This window comes from Marinobacter sp. LA51, assembly GCF_030297175.1.
In the GTDB taxonomy this organism is placed as follows: domain Bacteria; phylum Pseudomonadota; class Gammaproteobacteria; order Pseudomonadales; family Oleiphilaceae; genus Marinobacter; species Marinobacter apostichopi.
Genome location: NZ_AP028070.1, coordinates 952332 through 966227 on the forward strand (window position 1 = coordinate 952332; position 13896 = coordinate 966227).

A 13896-nucleotide genomic window follows, 5' to 3' on the forward strand; every position below is an offset into this window, starting at 1 on the left:
CGTTCAGGCAATAAGGTGGCAGCGGAGGGCGCTGGTCGTTAAAATGTCGTTCATTAACCCCTGTTGGCATAAGGTTGTACAACCAAGACATGGCACTGGTAACGCTCGGAATCAATCATCGTACAGCTCCGGTAGAGCTGCGCGAGCGCGTGGCGTTCACACCGGAGCACATGGCGGACGCCTTTGCCGAATTGCGGGCGGCGTCCGGTGCCACCGAGGCTGCCATCCTTTCTACCTGTAACCGCACTGAGCTCTACCTGGCGGGCGACGACGACTGCGCGCCTTCGGTGCTGCGCTGGCTGGCGGGCTTTCACGATCTGGACAGCTCCGAGCTGGAGCAGTCGCTGTATGTCTATCGGGATGCCGAGGCAGTCCGGCACGTGATGCGGGTTGCCGCAGGCCTTGATTCCATGGTGCTGGGCGAACCGCAGATCTTCGGGCAGTTGAAAGATGCCTATGCCCTGGCGCGGGAAAACAACGCCAGTGGTACCTTCCTGTCCCGAATGTTTGAGCAGGCGTTCTCGGTAGCCAAGCGGGTACGGACACAAACTGCGATCGGTGAAAATCCGGTGTCGGTGGCCTACGCCGCCGTCAGCATGGCGCACCACATTTTCGCCGACATGTCCCGCAACAAGGCATTGTTGATTGGTGCTGGCAAGACCATTGAGCTGGTGGCCCGGCATCTGGCCGATGCCGGCGTGCAGGATTTCCTGGTGGCGAACCGGACCCTGGAGCGGGCCCAGACCCTGGCCGGCCGGCATGGCGGAAAGGGCATTCTGCTGTCGGAAATCCCGGAATACCTGACTGACGTCGATATCATCATTTCCTCAACCGCGAGCCCGTTGCCTATTCTGGGTAAAGGCGCGGTTGAGCGGGCGTTAAAGAAGCGCAAGCACAGGCCCTATTTCATGGTGGACATTGCAGTACCCCGGGATATCGAACCGGAAGTGGCCTCGCTGGACGATGTCTATCTGTATACCGTTGACGACCTGCGCCAGGTTATTGAAGAAAATATCCGGTCCCGCGAAGGCGCGGCCCGTGAAGCTGAAAACCTGGTCGACTCCGGGGTTCAGGATTTTCTCAATCAGCTCCGCGCGCTCGATGCGGTATCAACGCTCAAGCAATTCCGCCAACGCGCCGAAGTTCTGCGCGATGTCGAAACCGAAAAAGCCCTGCGTACTCTCCGTAACGGAGGCGATCCGGAAACGGTGCTGCGCAGTCTGGCTCGTGGTCTGACCAACAAACTTCTGCATGAACCGTCGGTACAGGTCCGCAAGGCGACTACCGAAGGACGTCCCGAGGTGACCGAATGGCTGCGTGAGTTGCACCAGCTGGATGTTCTGGAAGCAGACGAGCCGACCACCCCGGAAAAAATATGAAACCATCGATTCAATCTCGCCTCGAACAGCTCTCTGACCGCTTCGAGGAGGTCAGCGCGTTGCTCAGCGACGCATCCGTTATCTCCAATCAAAGCCAGTTCCGGGATCTTTCCCGTGAATTTGCCGAGATAGAGCCGATTGTCCATTGCTTCGAAGCCTGGCGTGAATCCCTGAACGACATCGAAGCGGCCAAAGAATTGGCCGAAGACAGCGATGCCGATATGCGGGAAATGGCGGCTGATGAACTGGCGCTTGCCCGGCAGAAAAACGAAGAGCTGGACGAAGAGCTACAGCGGCTGATGCTGCCGAAAGACCCCAACGACGGCAAAAGCGTGTTCCTGGAAATTCGGGCTGGCACCGGCGGCGACGAAGCCGCTATTTTTGCTGGCGATCTGTTCCGCATGTACGGCCGTTATGCCGAGCGCCGCCGCTGGCAGGTAGAGGTTGTCAGCGAGAGTGAGGGCGAGCACGGCGGCTATAAGGAAGTCATTGCCCGGGTTGCCGGCGACGGCGTGTACGGCGCCTTGAAGTTTGAATCCGGTGCTCACCGGGTTCAGCGGGTACCGGAAACCGAATCCCAGGGCCGCATCCACACCTCCGCCTGCACCGTGGCGGTTATGCCGGAGGCGGACGAAGCCGAGGCGGTAGAAATTAACAAGTCGGACCTTCGGGTTGATACCTTCCGCGCCTCCGGTGCCGGTGGTCAGCACGTTAACAAGACCGATTCCGCGATCCGCATTACCCACCTGCCCACCGGGATTGTGGTGGAGTGTCAGGAAGAACGGTCGCAGCACAAGAACCGGGCGAAGGCTCTGAGTTTTCTGGCGTCCCGGCTGCAAAACGCCGAGTTGGAACGGCAGCAGAAATCCATGGCCGAAACTCGCAAAAGCCTGGTCGGCAGCGGCGACCGCTCCGAGCGGATACGCACCTACAACTTCCCCCAGGGCCGGGTGACCGATCACCGCATTAACCTGACCTTGTATAAGCTGGACGAAGTGGTGTCCGGTGATCTGGATGCGGTGCTGGTGCCGTTGCAGCAGGAACACCAGGCCGAGTTGCTGGCGTCACTGGCTGATGACCAGTAGCACCCCGCTGAGCTGTGAGAACATGCTGCGCCAGGCCGCTGAGCAGATTGGCGGTGACAGCCCCCGCCTGGATGCGGAGTTGCTGCTCAACCACGTTACTGGCCTGAGCCGGACCAGTTTCCGCGCCTGGCCAGAGCGCGAGGTTACCGCCGACCAGGCGGCAGAATTTCATGCCCTGGTGTCTGAACGCGCTGCCGGAAAACCTGTGGCTTATCTTCTGGGGCACCAGGAATTCTGGTCTCTTCCTTTATTGGTCAGCCCCTCTACTTTGATTCCCCGTCCCGACACCGAGTGCCTGGTGGAAGTCGCGTTGTCGCTGCCGGTTCCGGCGGCAGCCCGGGTTCTGGATCTGGGCACCGGCACGGGTGCCATTGCCCTGGCTTTGGCCAGTGAACAGCGAGATTGGCAGGTAACCGCCTGCGACTGTGTGGACGAAGCAGTGACACTTGCCCGCAGAAACGCCAAAGAGCTTGGGCTGTCGGTTGAGGTAATGCAGAGCTCCTGGTTTTACGGCCTTACTCCGGGAAAATTTGATCTGATCGTGTCCAACCCTCCCTATATTGCCAATACCGATCATCATCTCCGTGAAGGTGATGTCCGGTTCGAGCCGTCGTCCGCGCTGGTGTCTGGTGTGGATGGTCTCGACGATATCCGACAGATTGTGGAGCAGGCGCCAGACTGGCTTGAGCCCGGTGGTTGGCTGCTGATGGAGCACGGCTTCGAGCAGGCCGGTGCGGTTCGTTCGTTGCTGGAGACGCGTGGTTTTTTGGCGGTTGAAAGCCGGAAAGATTACGGTGATCGTGACCGGATGACGCTCGGGCGTTGGGCCGGTCGTTCGGAACCATCGAATCAGCAAACAGGAGAGCGACATGCTCAGTGATGACGAGCTGCTGCGTTACAGTCGACAGATTCTGATGCCCAGCTTCGACGTGGCTGGCCAGGCTGCACTGAAATCGGCGCGGGTGCTGGTCATAGGCGCGGGCGGCCTGGGTTGCCCAGTGGCTTTGTATCTCGGTGCGGCGGGCGTTGGGCAGCTGACCCTGGTGGATGACGACGACATCGAACTGGCGAATCTCCAGCGCCAGATTGGCTTCGAGCAGTCGGAACTGGGGCAGTCGAAAGCTGAAGCCCTGGCTAACCGGGTGCAGCGCATCAATCCGTTGATTTCAGTCACCGCCCTGAACCAGCGCCTGGACGGTGATGCACTGGCCCGGCAGGTGGAGGAAGCGAGTCTGGTGGTGGATTGCTGTGACAATTTCCAGACCCGGTTCGCGGTAAATCGGGCCTGCGTGGCTGCCAAGGTGCCGCTGGTATCCGGTGCTGCGATCCGGGGCGAGGGCCAGCTTTCGGTTTACGATTCCCGGAATGACCAAAGTCCCTGTTACCACTGTCTCTATCCCGAGCAGGGCAATGAGGAACTGACCTGTTCAGAAGCCGGCGTGATCGCACCCCTGGTTGGCATGATCGGGTCGGCCCAGGCCATGGAAGCCCTCAAGGTGATTGCCGGTGTCGGCACGCCGTTGGTTGGCCGGTTACTGATCCTCGATGCCTGGCAAATGGCCTGGCGCGAAATGAAACTGGCGCGGGATCCTGAATGCCCGGTTTGCGGCACGCCCTGAACTAATCCTTCAGCGCCCGAAACTTGGCAATCGCCTCTTTCCGGCTTTCCTTCAGATCCACAATCGGTCGCGGATACCCCTTCGGAATAACGCCCCCTTTGCTGCCGGGATCATGGATTTGCTTGTTGTCGAGCTTGGCCAGCTCCGGCACCCACTGGCGGATAAAATAGCCCTTCGGATCAAAGCGCTCGCTCTGGGTGACCGGATTGAACACCCGGAAGTAGGGCGCTGAATCGGTGCCTGTCGACGCGCTCCATTGCCAGCCACCGTTGTTTGATGCCAGAAAGCCGTCCACCAGTTTCGACATGAAATAGGCCTCGCCCAGGCGCCAATCGATGAATAGATTCTTGGTCAGGAACATGGCGGTCACCATGCGCAGGCGATTGTGCATCCAGCCAGTTTCGTTCAGCTGCCGCATGGCGGCGTCGACGATCGGGATTCCGGTCCGGCCTTCTTTCCAGGCCTCAAACTTCTCACCGGGTTCATTCCACGTCAGCGCTTCAGTGTCGGTTTTGAACGCCCGATGCATGCTCACGCGCGGGTAGTGGTAAAGAATGTTGATGTAGAAGTCGCGCCAGGCAATTTCGCTGATCCAGGTGGTCAGGCCTTCCTGATTGCCGCCCATGCCCTGGGCCTGACGTGCCGCCAACAGGCATTGGCGACCAGACAGCACGCCGTTGGCCAGGTACGGCGACAGTTGGCTGGTGCCGTCCAGTGATGGGAAGTCCCGGTCTTCCTTATAGGAGCCCGCGCGTTCACTGAGGAAGTGCTCCAGCTGGTCATGGGCGGCATCTTCACCGGTTTTCACCAGTGCTGGCGGGGCATCGCGAAAGGCCTCGGGTATCTCGTCCACACGCGCCGCCTTCACCGGCTTGCCCTGGGCTTCGGGAATCGGCAGCACCGTCGGTTGAGCAACATCGATCCATTTTTTCCAACTGCGGGAAAAGGGCGTGAACACCGAGTAGGGCTCTTCCTGCTGGGTCAGGATCTCGCCAACCGGGGCCACGGTCTGATCCCGGTACTTGCAGACTCCCACGTCCTCAGCGCCCAATTGCCGTTTCAGCTGCTTGTCGCGGCGGCGCTCGTTGACCCCGTATTCCTCGTTGAAGTGCACACGGCTGATGCCTTTGTCGCGACAAAGCTGCGCCAGGGATTCGATGCTGTCGCTGAATCGCCTGGCAGTAATAAAGGTCATCGAAATGCCCAGTTGCGCAAGTTCCTTGGCCAACGCATTGGCGTGGGCAATGACGAAATGCACGCGGGCCGGGGACCAGTCGTGCTCCTGCCACTGTTCTGGTGTAAGGATGAAGCAGGCGTGCACGCCGCTCTTGGCTTTGCAGGCGGCGGTGAGCGCCGGGTTGTCGGCGGTACGGAGGTCGTTTCGAAACCAGACCAGCTGTGTCATGGGAAGTCCTGTCGCGTGTTGCTCTCTTGGAGGTGCATTTGAAGTACCTCATTTATAAAGTCAGGCATAAGGGTAAATACATGCCAAGGATTCAATAAAATCACAGACTTGGATATTCGCTGAGCTGCCACGATTGGATTATAGTGAGTGAAATCTGCCAGTGAGACGCTAAGGAGCCCCGTGGCACAAATGGAATCCCAAACCGAAGGTCTGCAAGACGGTGTGTGGGCTCAGCCGTACACCCTGGCTTCCGGACAAACCCAGTATCATCAGCTGGGGCAAGTGCGTCTTTGGGTGACTCTTCTGGATCAGGAATGGCAGCTTCGGTCCCAGACTAGGGCGCCGGAGACGGATCCCGTCACCTGGACCCAGGGCATCGGGCACACCTTGCCATCGTCCGACGTGGAACTGCAGCGTTTCATCCGCCCCGGTGATTCCAATGTCGTGACCTTTATCCCCGGTGTTGCGTCCCTGCCCACGGTCATCCGACCTTTCCAACCGCTGACCATCCCCGCCGGTGGCCGCTGCGTAATTTACGTCGGCACGGTGGTCTGGATGAAGGTCTGCGTCGGAGAGGCGAAAACAGTTCTGACCGAGGTGCCTCTGGGAATGCCTTCGCTCACGTGGGTCGGGCGCAACACCATGGAGGGGGAGCTGTGCTATTCGTCGTCCAGCTTTGCCCGGCTGGTGCTGGAAGCCGTGCCCAAGCGGCCCTGGCGGGCGGTTACGCCGGTCACCATCGTGAACCAACGGACAGAGCCGCTGTTGCTGGAGCGGTTCAGCCTGCCCACGCCGTTGCTGTCCCTGCACCTGAATGAACGCGGGCAGCTCTGGACACCCGGGGTGACGGTAGTGTGTGAAACCGAAATGAATTCGGCCAGTCTGAACGTGGACCAGTCGTTGTTGGCAGCGGCAGGGCCATGCCAACAGGTAGGTCCGGCCCGTGAGCCAGTTGCTCGTGGTCGTCTTGTCCGCGCGTTTGATCGCATGTTTGGTTAACCCCGTTTGAGGGAGTCACTGTTTTGTTAGAACAAATTCAGGCCGGCGTGATGTCGGTGTTCACCGATATTGCCTGGGGTGTTTGGGCCAGTTCGCTGTTTCTGCTGGTGCTGGGCGTGGTGTTGGGCTCCGTGGCCGGGCGCAGTGCGGCCCGGTTCATGGAACAGCGCAGCAGCCGGCATCACACCGTGATGGTGCGCCGGCTGGTGTTTTACGTCATCGTGCTGTTGTTCGCCGTTGCCGCGCTACGAGAAGCCGGTTTCTCGCTGGATGTGGTGCTGGGTGCGGCCGGGATATTGACGGTGGCCATCGGTTTCGCCTCCCAGACCTCCGCCTCTAACATGATCAGCGGATTGTTCCTGTTGGTAGAAAAACCGTTTGAAATTGGTGATGTCATTGAGGCCGACGCCACCATCGGAGAGGTCATAGGCATCGACATGCTGAGCGTGAAACTGCGGACGCCGGACAACCTGTATGTCCGCATCCCGAATGAAACCCTGATCAAAACCCGGGTAGTCAACCGGTCGCGGTTCCCCATTCGCCGGCTCGACCTGACCGTGGGTATTGCCTACGCTGAAGATGTAGCGCGAGTTGAGGCCCTGTTGCTGAAACTGGCCGAAAAGAACCCCGTTTGCCTGGAAGAGCCCAAGCCCTTTGTGCTGGTGACTGCATTTGGTCCGTCGTCGGTGGATCTGCAGTTTTCCTTTTGGGTGCCCAAGGACAAAGTGCTGGATGGCCGGAGCAGTATGATGGTGGCAATCAAACAGACACTGGATCGGGACGGGATCGAGATTCCATTCCCACACACCAGTATCTACGCCGGCAGTCATTCTGAGCCGTTCCGGGTGCAGTTGCTGGGGCCGGAGACCACTGCTAACAAGGAACCGCTGGATGTCGACCAAGACCGTTGAGATGATCAAGACAATCCCGCCGAAACCCAACGACAATAAGGTTGCCCTGGGCTGGCGGGAGTGGATTGCACTGCCGGATCTGGATATTGGCCGGATCAAGGCGAAGGTAGATACCGGAGCCCGGACCTCGTGCCTGCATACCTTTCGCACTGAGCCATACACTACCAATGGCGAGCGCCGGGTTCGATTTTGGGTTCATCCGGTCCAGAACAACTTGCAGCAGGTGGTAGAGTGCGATGCCAAGGTGCTGGACGAACGTGACGTGTCGGATTCCGGTGGCCACAGAGAATTGCGGTTAGTGATCGAAACCACGCTGGTGGTGGGTGATCAGAGCTGGCCGATTGAAATGACGTTGACCAACCGGGACTCCATGCGATTCCGGATGCTACTAGGGCGCACCGCCATGGCCGGACGCTCCATGATTTACCCTGAAGCCTCTTATTTGGCCGGCGAGCCGGCGCTAAGGACCGAGAAATGAGAATAGCGGTGTTGTCGCGCAACAAGAATCTGTACTCCACCCGCCGTCTGGTGGAAGAGGGCATCAATCGGGGGCACGACGTGCGGGTGATTGATTGCCTGCATTGCTCCATGAACATCACCTCGGCCAAGCCCCAGATCCATTACCACGAGGAAGTGCTGGAAGAGTACGACGTGGTTATTCCCCGGATTGGCGCCTCGGTGACCTTTTACGGTACGGCGGTATTGCGCCAGTTCGAAATGATGGGCGTTTTTCCCCTGAACGAGTCGGTGGCTATTACCCGTTCCCGGGACAAACTGCGGTCATTGCAGTTGCTGGCTCGAAAAGGCGTGGGCATGCCGGTGACGGGCTTCGCCAATAAGCCGGATAACGTACCTGAGCTGCTCAAGATGGTGGGTGGTGCGCCGGTGGTCATCAAGCTCCTGCAGGGCACCCAGGGCATTGGTGTTGTACTGGCGGAAACCCGGAAGGCTGCGGAAAGCGTGATCGAGGCCTTCATGGGGCTGAAAGCCGACATCCTGGTGCAGGAATTCATCAAGGAGGCCGGCGGCGCCGATATTCGTTGCTTTGTCATCGGTGACAAGGTGATTGCCTCCATGAAGCGTCAGGGTGCGGAAGGTGAATTCCGTTCCAACCTGCACCGAGGTGGCAGTGCTTCTCTGGTGCGTATTACGCCCGAGGAAAGACGCACAGCAATTGCCGCTGCCAAGGCCATGGGTCTGAACGTGGCCGGCGTCGACCTGTTGCGATCGAGCCGCGGGCCGCTGGTGATGGAAGTGAATTCGTCACCGGGCCTGGAGGGCATTGAGAATGCGACTGGCAAGAACATCGCCGGCATGATCATCAACTGGACCGAAAAGAACCAGAAGCCCTGGAAAACCCGAACCAAGGGCGGGGGCGGCTAAGATGGCAGCTCGTGCTCCGTTTGTCATTGCCGATTACGAAATAAAGGCCGGTACCCGAAAGACAGTCGAAGTGCCGGTCGCAAAGTTGTACACCCATACGCCACTGCACATTCCGGTGGAGGTAGTGCACGGCCGTCGTGCCGGGCCGGTGCTGATGGTGTGTGGGGCCATTCACGGCGATGAAATCAACGGTGTGGAGATTGTTCGCCGCGTGTTGAAGAATTCCGCCCTGCGCCATCTGCGTGGCACCCTGGTGGCGGTTCCGATCGTGAACATCTTTGGCTTCGTGCAGCGCACTCGCTATCTGCCGGACCGTCGGGATCTGAACCGCTGTTTTCCGGGCACTGAATCCGGTTCGCTGGGTGGTCGCATCGCCTATCTGTTGCGCACCCAGATCATGGAGAACGTGTCGCACATCATCGACCTGCACACCGGTGCGATTCATCGCTTCAACCTGCCCCAGATTCGGGCCGAGTTGAAGAACCCGGAAACCATTCGCATGGCTGAGGCCTTTGGCGCACCGATCATCATTAACGCTGGCCTGCGCGAGGGAAGTCTGCGGGCCTATGCGGATTCCCAGGACATCCCGGTTATCACCTTCGAGGGCGGTGAAGCCTTGAGGTTCGATGAGGTCGTTATCTCCAGCGGCGTGAAAGGCGTGATTCGCGTGATGCGGGAGCTGGAAATGATTCCCGCCAAGAAAGGCCCGGGCGCCCCTAAGTCGCGCTCGGAAACTGCCGCCAACTCCCAGTGGGTGCGCACCGATATCGACGGCATCATGCGCCCGGTGGCGAGGTTGGGGCAGAGGGTCCGGAAAGGCCAGAAGCTGGCGATGGTGGCCGACCCGTTTGGCGAGTCAGAAAATGCGGTGCTGTCACCCTGTTCCGGCATTGTCATCTGCGTCAACAACCTGCCGCTGGTCAACGAAGGCGAGGCGATTTACCACATCGCACGCTTTGACGAGCTAGGTGAGGCCGAAGCCGCCATGAAGCATTTCCGTAGCAGTTATGAGTCGGATCTGGCCGATGATGTAGTGCCGGTGCACCCGTGGGACGAAAACTAGAAATGACGGGAGGCTAGCGATGATCTGGGACCAGACATTTATTGACCTGGAGCCCCTGCCAAGGGGGTTCAACCTGGTAACTAATGAAGTTCTGGCCCGGGCGCCCAACCTGAGCAACTGCGAGGTGGGGCTATTGCACCTGTTTATCCAACATACCTCGGCGTCGCTAGCGGTTAACGAAAATGCTGATCCGGATGTCCGCGGCGATCTTGAACGGCATTTCAACGTTATGGTTCCCGAGAATGCGCCCCACTATCAGCATGTGCTGGAAGGGCCGGATGACATGCCGGCGCACATCAAAAGCATCCTCATAGGCCCCTCCCTGACCCTGCCGGTCAATCATGGTCGGCTGGCCCTGGGCACCTGGCAGGGCATCTATCTGTGCGAGCACCGGGACCACGCCGGTGGCCGTCGCCTGGTCGCAACCCTGCAGGGGCGATGGTAAATCCCCGGCCTCGCCTTCCCGCCTTACGAGTCTGCCAATCCGTTCTACACTGAGTGTGAGTTTCCACCCATTGCCCGAAAATTATGGGTGGAAGTTCACCCATTTCCGAGCAGGGATTGCCCAGTGCATTTCGTATTGCATTGGTTTGAAACGATTTTTTCGAACTGGTCTGCTCCTTGCTCCTTAGCCTGAAGCCGTTGGTCTTTCTGATGGCTCTAATAAGCACCCAACAAACAAAATGAAACGGGGAGCATCCTCTATGAAGACCCAAGCCGTAATGGCGGCCGCGTTCGCCTCCACTCTCGTTGTTGCACCAACCGCATTTGCGCAAGACCGTTCCGGATGGCCGGAAAGCTTCACCGTTGGTACCGCCAGTCAGGGCGGCACTTATTTCGCTTATGGCTCGGGTTGGGCCAACTTTGTTGCGGAGAACCTGGGTGTATCTGGCGGTGCTGAAATCACCGGCGGCCCGATGCAGAATATGGCCCTGGTACACACCGGCGACCTGAAATTCGGCCTGACTACCATGGGCCCTGCTCGTGAGTCCATGGAGGGCAAAAGTCCACTGGCACCGGGCATGAATATGGACAACGTCTGCGCCATGTTCCCGATGTACGAGACACCGTTCTCGGTGACCGCACTGACCAGCTCCGGCATTACCTCCATCGACGAGATTCCGGATGGTGCCACCATCGGTTTCGGCCCTGCCGGTTCCACCTCCGATACCTATTTCCCACGTATGATGGAAACCCTGGGTGTAAACTTCGAGCGCCGCAATGGCAGCTGGTCTGACCTGGGTGGTCAGCTCCAGGATGGCCTGATTGATGTGGTGGCCTTCGCCGCGGGTATTCCGATCCCCGCGGTCAGTCAGCTGGAAGTGCAGACCGACGTCAACATCATTGGCATGAACGACGCCGAGGCCAAGAAGATCACTGAAAACTTCCCGGTCTCTGAGTTCACTATTCCGGCCGATACTTATCAGTCCCTGAACGAGTCCTCTCGCGTGGTGTCCATGTGGAACTTCGCCATGGTGAACTGCGACATGCCGGAGAGCTTCGTGTACGAAATCACCAAGCTGACCATGGAGAACAACGACAAGATGGTCTCCATCCACAAGGCAGCTCGTAACTCGGTTCCTGAGAACTACAGCAAGAACAACGTACTGCCCTGGCATCCGGGCGCCGCTCGCTGGTTCAATGAGAACGGCTACCCGATCGAAGACGGCAGCATCAAGCAGTAACCATCGCCGACAGGGCGGACCGCGCTGGCGGCCCGCCCTGGATGCCGTTGGCCTCAGGCCAACGACAGCTTTCCTGTAAGCAGGGTTTATCATGACCACAGAACACACTTCCAAAACCGACCACCCCCAGTCTGCCGACACCGCCATGCCTGAAGACGATCATATTCTGGCGCACGATGTGGACGAGGAGCCGGCTGAGGCCAACCGCCGACTATTTAAAGGCGGCCTCCTGAAATTCGTAACGCTGCTGGCTATTGCCTATTCAGCGTTCCATCTGTACACCCTGAACATTGCTCCGCTGGAAACCTGGTCGTTCCGGATTGTCCACATTGCCGGTGCCCTGGTACTGGGCTTCATGTTGTTTGCCGGCGCCCGATTTGTTTCCGCAGAAGAAGGTTCGGCCCGCCATCGCTGGACCACCTGGTTCGCTGCGGCAGCGCTACTGCCTGCACTGTACGCGTTGTACCAGACGTTTTCGTTCTATCAGCTGGTGCAGGGTGGAACCCCGCGGATTCCGGTGGAACTGGAAACCTGGCATTTTGGCTGGCCTCTGCTGGCGGCCACCGGACTCGGTATCATTATGTCCTGGTTCCACCAGCGCGAGCGCTCCCTGTTCAGCGTGCCTGATCTGGTGCTGATCGTGTGCTCCATTGCCGTCGCGGCCTATTTTCTGGTGGTCTATAACACCTCCATGCGCATGTCCACGGGCACCTCGTTTGCGCCCATCGGCATCTCGTTTGCAGCCATTGCGGGTACCGCGCTGATCATGGAACTCACCCGGCGGGTGGCCGGGCTGGCCCTGGTAGTCATCGGCCTGGTCTTTCTCGTGTATGTCTTTGCCGGGCCCTATCTGCCTGGGTTCCTGGGTTATCCCGGGCTGTCGGTCCAGCGGTTCTTCAGCCAGGTCTATACCGACGCTGGCATCCTCGGCCCGACCACGGCGGTATCGTCTACCTACATCATCCTGTTCATCATTTTTGCAGCCTTTCTGCAGGCCTCGAAAGTGGGTGACTACTTCGTCAACTTCGCCTTTGCCGCCGCCGGCCGCTCCCGTGGTGGTCCGGCCAAGGTTGCCATCTTTGCCTCGGGCCTGATGGGCATGATCAACGGTACCAGTGCCGGTAACGTGGTATCGACCGGGTCGCTGACCATTCCGCTGATGAAGAAGGTGGGCTACAGCAAGAAATCCGCCGGCGCGGTGGAAGCAGCCGCCTCAACCGGTGGCCAGATCATGCCGCCGATCATGGGCGCAGGTGCGTTCATCATGGCCGAGATTACCGGCATTCCGTACACCGAAATTGCTATTGCCGCGATCATCCCGGCCATTCTGTATTTCGCGTCGGTGTACTTCATGGTGGATTTTGAAGCCAAGAAGCTGGGCATGCGCGGCATGCGCGAGGACGAGCTGCCGAACCTGAAGCGGCTGGCAAAACAGGCCTACCTGTTTATTCCGATTGTGATCCTGATCGTGGCCCTGTTCCAGGGTTACTCGGTGATTCGGGCCGGTACCCTGGCGACCGTGTCTGCTGCCGTAGTGAGCTGGATATCGCCTCACAAGATGGGCCTGAAGTCCATCCTCAGGGCCTTTGAGATTGCGTCCTACATGGCGGTCCAGATCATTGTTGTGTGTGCTGCCGCCGGCATTATCGTTGGCGTTATCTCCCTGACCGGGGTTGGCGCGCGCTTCTCGGTGCTGCTGTTGGATGTGGCTGCTGCCAGTAACCTGCTGGCGCTGATCTTTGCCATGTTCATCTCGATTCTGCTGGGTATGGGCATGCCGACCACGGCCGCCTACGCCGTGGCAGCGTCGGTGGTGGCGCCGGGTCTGGTCCAGTTGGGCATTGAACCGCTCACTGCGCACTTCTTCGTGTTCTACTTTGCTGTGGTGTCGGCGATCACCCCACCGGTGGCGCTGGCTTCCTACGCGGCGGCCGGTATCTCCGGTGCCAACGCCATGGAAACCTCGGTAGCCTCGTTCCGTATCGGTATTGCTGCGTTCATCGTGCCATTCATGTTCTTCTACAACAGTGCGCTGTTGATGGACGCGACCTGGTTCGAGATTGCCCGGGCCCTGGTGACCGCCACCTTCGGCGTGTACATGTTGTCCGGTGGTGTGCTGGGCTGGTTTGCCCGGGTGTCGGCGCCCTGGATTACCCGCGTACTGCTCATCGTCGCCGCATTGATGATGATTGAAGGCGGAATCTGGACCGATCTGGCCGGTATTGGTCTCGCCATCGTGGCGTTTCTGATGCAGCGCCAGCGCGCTGTTGGGATGGCGCCGGCCTGACGGTTGGCCCGGAGCGGGCTGGGCAGACGCATTCACTGCGGTTGTTCGGCCCGGTTCCGGGCGCTACCCTAGCGGCTTTT

At 59.3% G+C, this 13896-nt stretch carries 13 protein-coding genes; 12 read left to right on the forward strand and 1 reads right to left on the reverse strand.

What is annotated here, in order from left to right; all coding sequences use genetic code 11:
- The first annotated feature begins 89 nt into the window (after positions 1-89).
- From hemA to QUE89_RS04385, 4 genes are read left to right on the forward strand one after another with little or no spacing between them, the layout of a single operon-like run.
- A complete protein-coding gene (gene hemA, locus QUE89_RS04370; protein WP_286222001.1) occupies positions 90-1379 on the forward strand; it encodes a glutamyl-tRNA reductase in 1290 nt (429 codons plus the stop codon).
- The gene (gene prfA / locus QUE89_RS04375; protein ID WP_286222002.1) at positions 1376-2464 is read left to right on the forward strand and encodes a peptide chain release factor 1; all 1089 of its coding nucleotides are present in this window, start codon (positions 1376-1378) and stop codon (positions 2462-2464) included. Before hemA ends, prfA begins: the two co-directional genes overlap by 4 nt.
- A complete protein-coding gene (gene prmC / locus QUE89_RS04380) occupies positions 2454-3344 on the forward strand; it encodes a peptide chain release factor N(5)-glutamine methyltransferase (RefSeq protein ID WP_286222003.1) in 891 nt (296 codons plus the stop codon). Before prfA ends, prmC begins: the two co-directional genes overlap by 11 nt.
- Positions 3334-4083, forward strand: a complete 750-nt coding sequence (locus QUE89_RS04385; RefSeq protein ID WP_286222004.1) for a HesA/MoeB/ThiF family protein — start codon at positions 3334-3336, stop codon at positions 4081-4083. The genes prmC and QUE89_RS04385 overlap by 11 nt, the downstream gene beginning before the upstream one ends.
- Before the next feature lies 1 nt (position 4084).
- Here the strand turns inward: QUE89_RS04385 and phrB are convergent, their stop codons facing one another.
- Positions 4085-5488: a deoxyribodipyrimidine photo-lyase gene (gene phrB / locus QUE89_RS04390; RefSeq protein WP_286222005.1), complete on the reverse strand. Its 1404-nt coding sequence runs from the start codon at positions 5486-5488 to the stop codon at positions 4085-4087.
- Positions 5489-5677: 189 nt separating this feature from the next.
- Between phrB and QUE89_RS04395 the strand changes: the two genes are divergently transcribed.
- The 8 genes from QUE89_RS04395 to QUE89_RS04430 all read left to right on the forward strand — a co-directional run bounded on the left by QUE89_RS04395 (position 5678) and on the right by QUE89_RS04430 (position 13816).
- Positions 5678-6487, forward strand: a complete 810-nt coding sequence (locus QUE89_RS04395) for a DUF432 domain-containing protein (RefSeq protein ID WP_286222006.1) — start codon at positions 5678-5680, stop codon at positions 6485-6487.
- Positions 6488-6537: 50 nt separating this feature from the next.
- Positions 6538-7398 (forward strand): mechanosensitive ion channel family protein, encoded by an 861-nt coding sequence (locus QUE89_RS04400; RefSeq protein ID WP_434784100.1) that lies wholly within the window; start codon positions 6538-6540, stop codon positions 7396-7398.
- The gene (locus tag QUE89_RS04405) at positions 7379-7876 is read left to right on the forward strand and encodes an ATP-dependent zinc protease family protein (protein ID WP_286222008.1); all 498 of its coding nucleotides are present in this window, start codon (positions 7379-7381) and stop codon (positions 7874-7876) included. The genes QUE89_RS04400 and QUE89_RS04405 overlap by 20 nt, the downstream gene beginning before the upstream one ends.
- Positions 7873-8781 carry a 30S ribosomal protein S6--L-glutamate ligase gene (gene rimK, locus QUE89_RS04410; protein WP_286222009.1) on the forward strand — a complete coding sequence of 303 codons (909 nt, stop codon included), beginning with the start codon at positions 7873-7875 and terminating at the stop codon, positions 8779-8781. Before QUE89_RS04405 ends, rimK begins: the two co-directional genes overlap by 4 nt.
- A 1-nt stretch (position 8782) precedes the next feature.
- The gene (locus QUE89_RS04415; RefSeq protein ID WP_286222010.1) at positions 8783-9844 is read left to right on the forward strand and encodes a succinylglutamate desuccinylase/aspartoacylase family protein; all 1062 of its coding nucleotides are present in this window, start codon (positions 8783-8785) and stop codon (positions 9842-9844) included.
- Between the two features lie 19 nt (positions 9845-9863).
- Positions 9864-10289 (forward strand): secondary thiamine-phosphate synthase enzyme YjbQ, encoded by a 426-nt coding sequence (locus QUE89_RS04420; protein WP_286222011.1) that lies wholly within the window; start codon positions 9864-9866, stop codon positions 10287-10289.
- A gap of 259 nt (positions 10290-10548) precedes the next feature.
- Complete coding sequence (locus tag QUE89_RS04425) at positions 10549-11529, forward strand: TAXI family TRAP transporter solute-binding subunit (protein WP_286222012.1); 981 nt, start codon at positions 10549-10551, stop codon at positions 11527-11529.
- A 91-nt stretch (positions 11530-11620) separates the two neighbouring features.
- Positions 11621-13816 carry a TRAP transporter permease gene (locus QUE89_RS04430; protein WP_434784092.1) on the forward strand — a complete coding sequence of 732 codons (2196 nt, stop codon included), beginning with the start codon at positions 11621-11623 and terminating at the stop codon, positions 13814-13816.
- Positions 13817-13896 lie beyond the last annotated feature (80 nt).

Bases quoted from the DNA above. Each gene is read 5' to 3' on its own strand.
- hemA (WP_286222001.1), top strand. From the start codon at position 90: ATGGCACTGGTAACGCTCGGAATCAATCATCGTACAGCTCCGGTAGAG.
- prfA (WP_286222002.1), top strand. From the start codon at position 1,376: ATGAAACCATCGATTCAATCTCGCCTCGAACAGCTCTCTGACCGCTTC.
- prmC (WP_286222003.1), top strand. From the start codon at position 2,454: ATGACCAGTAGCACCCCGCTGAGCTGTGAGAACATGCTGCGCCAGGCC.
- QUE89_RS04385 (WP_286222004.1), top strand. From the start codon at position 3,334: ATGCTCAGTGATGACGAGCTGCTGCGTTACAGTCGACAGATTCTGATG.
- phrB (WP_286222005.1), bottom strand. From the start codon at position 5,488: ATGACACAGCTGGTCTGGTTTCGAAACGACCTCCGTACCGCCGACAAC.
- QUE89_RS04395 (WP_286222006.1), top strand. From the start codon at position 5,678: ATGGAATCCCAAACCGAAGGTCTGCAAGACGGTGTGTGGGCTCAGCCG.
- QUE89_RS04400 (WP_434784100.1), top strand. From the start codon at position 6,538: ATGTCGGTGTTCACCGATATTGCCTGGGGTGTTTGGGCCAGTTCGCTG.
- QUE89_RS04405 (WP_286222008.1), top strand. From the start codon at position 7,379: ATGTCGACCAAGACCGTTGAGATGATCAAGACAATCCCGCCGAAACCC.
- rimK (WP_286222009.1), top strand. From the start codon at position 7,873: ATGAGAATAGCGGTGTTGTCGCGCAACAAGAATCTGTACTCCACCCGC.
- QUE89_RS04415 (WP_286222010.1), top strand. From the start codon at position 8,783: ATGGCAGCTCGTGCTCCGTTTGTCATTGCCGATTACGAAATAAAGGCC.
- QUE89_RS04420 (WP_286222011.1), top strand. From the start codon at position 9,864: ATGATCTGGGACCAGACATTTATTGACCTGGAGCCCCTGCCAAGGGGG.
- QUE89_RS04425 (WP_286222012.1), top strand. From the start codon at position 10,549: ATGAAGACCCAAGCCGTAATGGCGGCCGCGTTCGCCTCCACTCTCGTT.
- QUE89_RS04430 (WP_434784092.1), top strand. From the start codon at position 11,621: ATGACCACAGAACACACTTCCAAAACCGACCACCCCCAGTCTGCCGAC.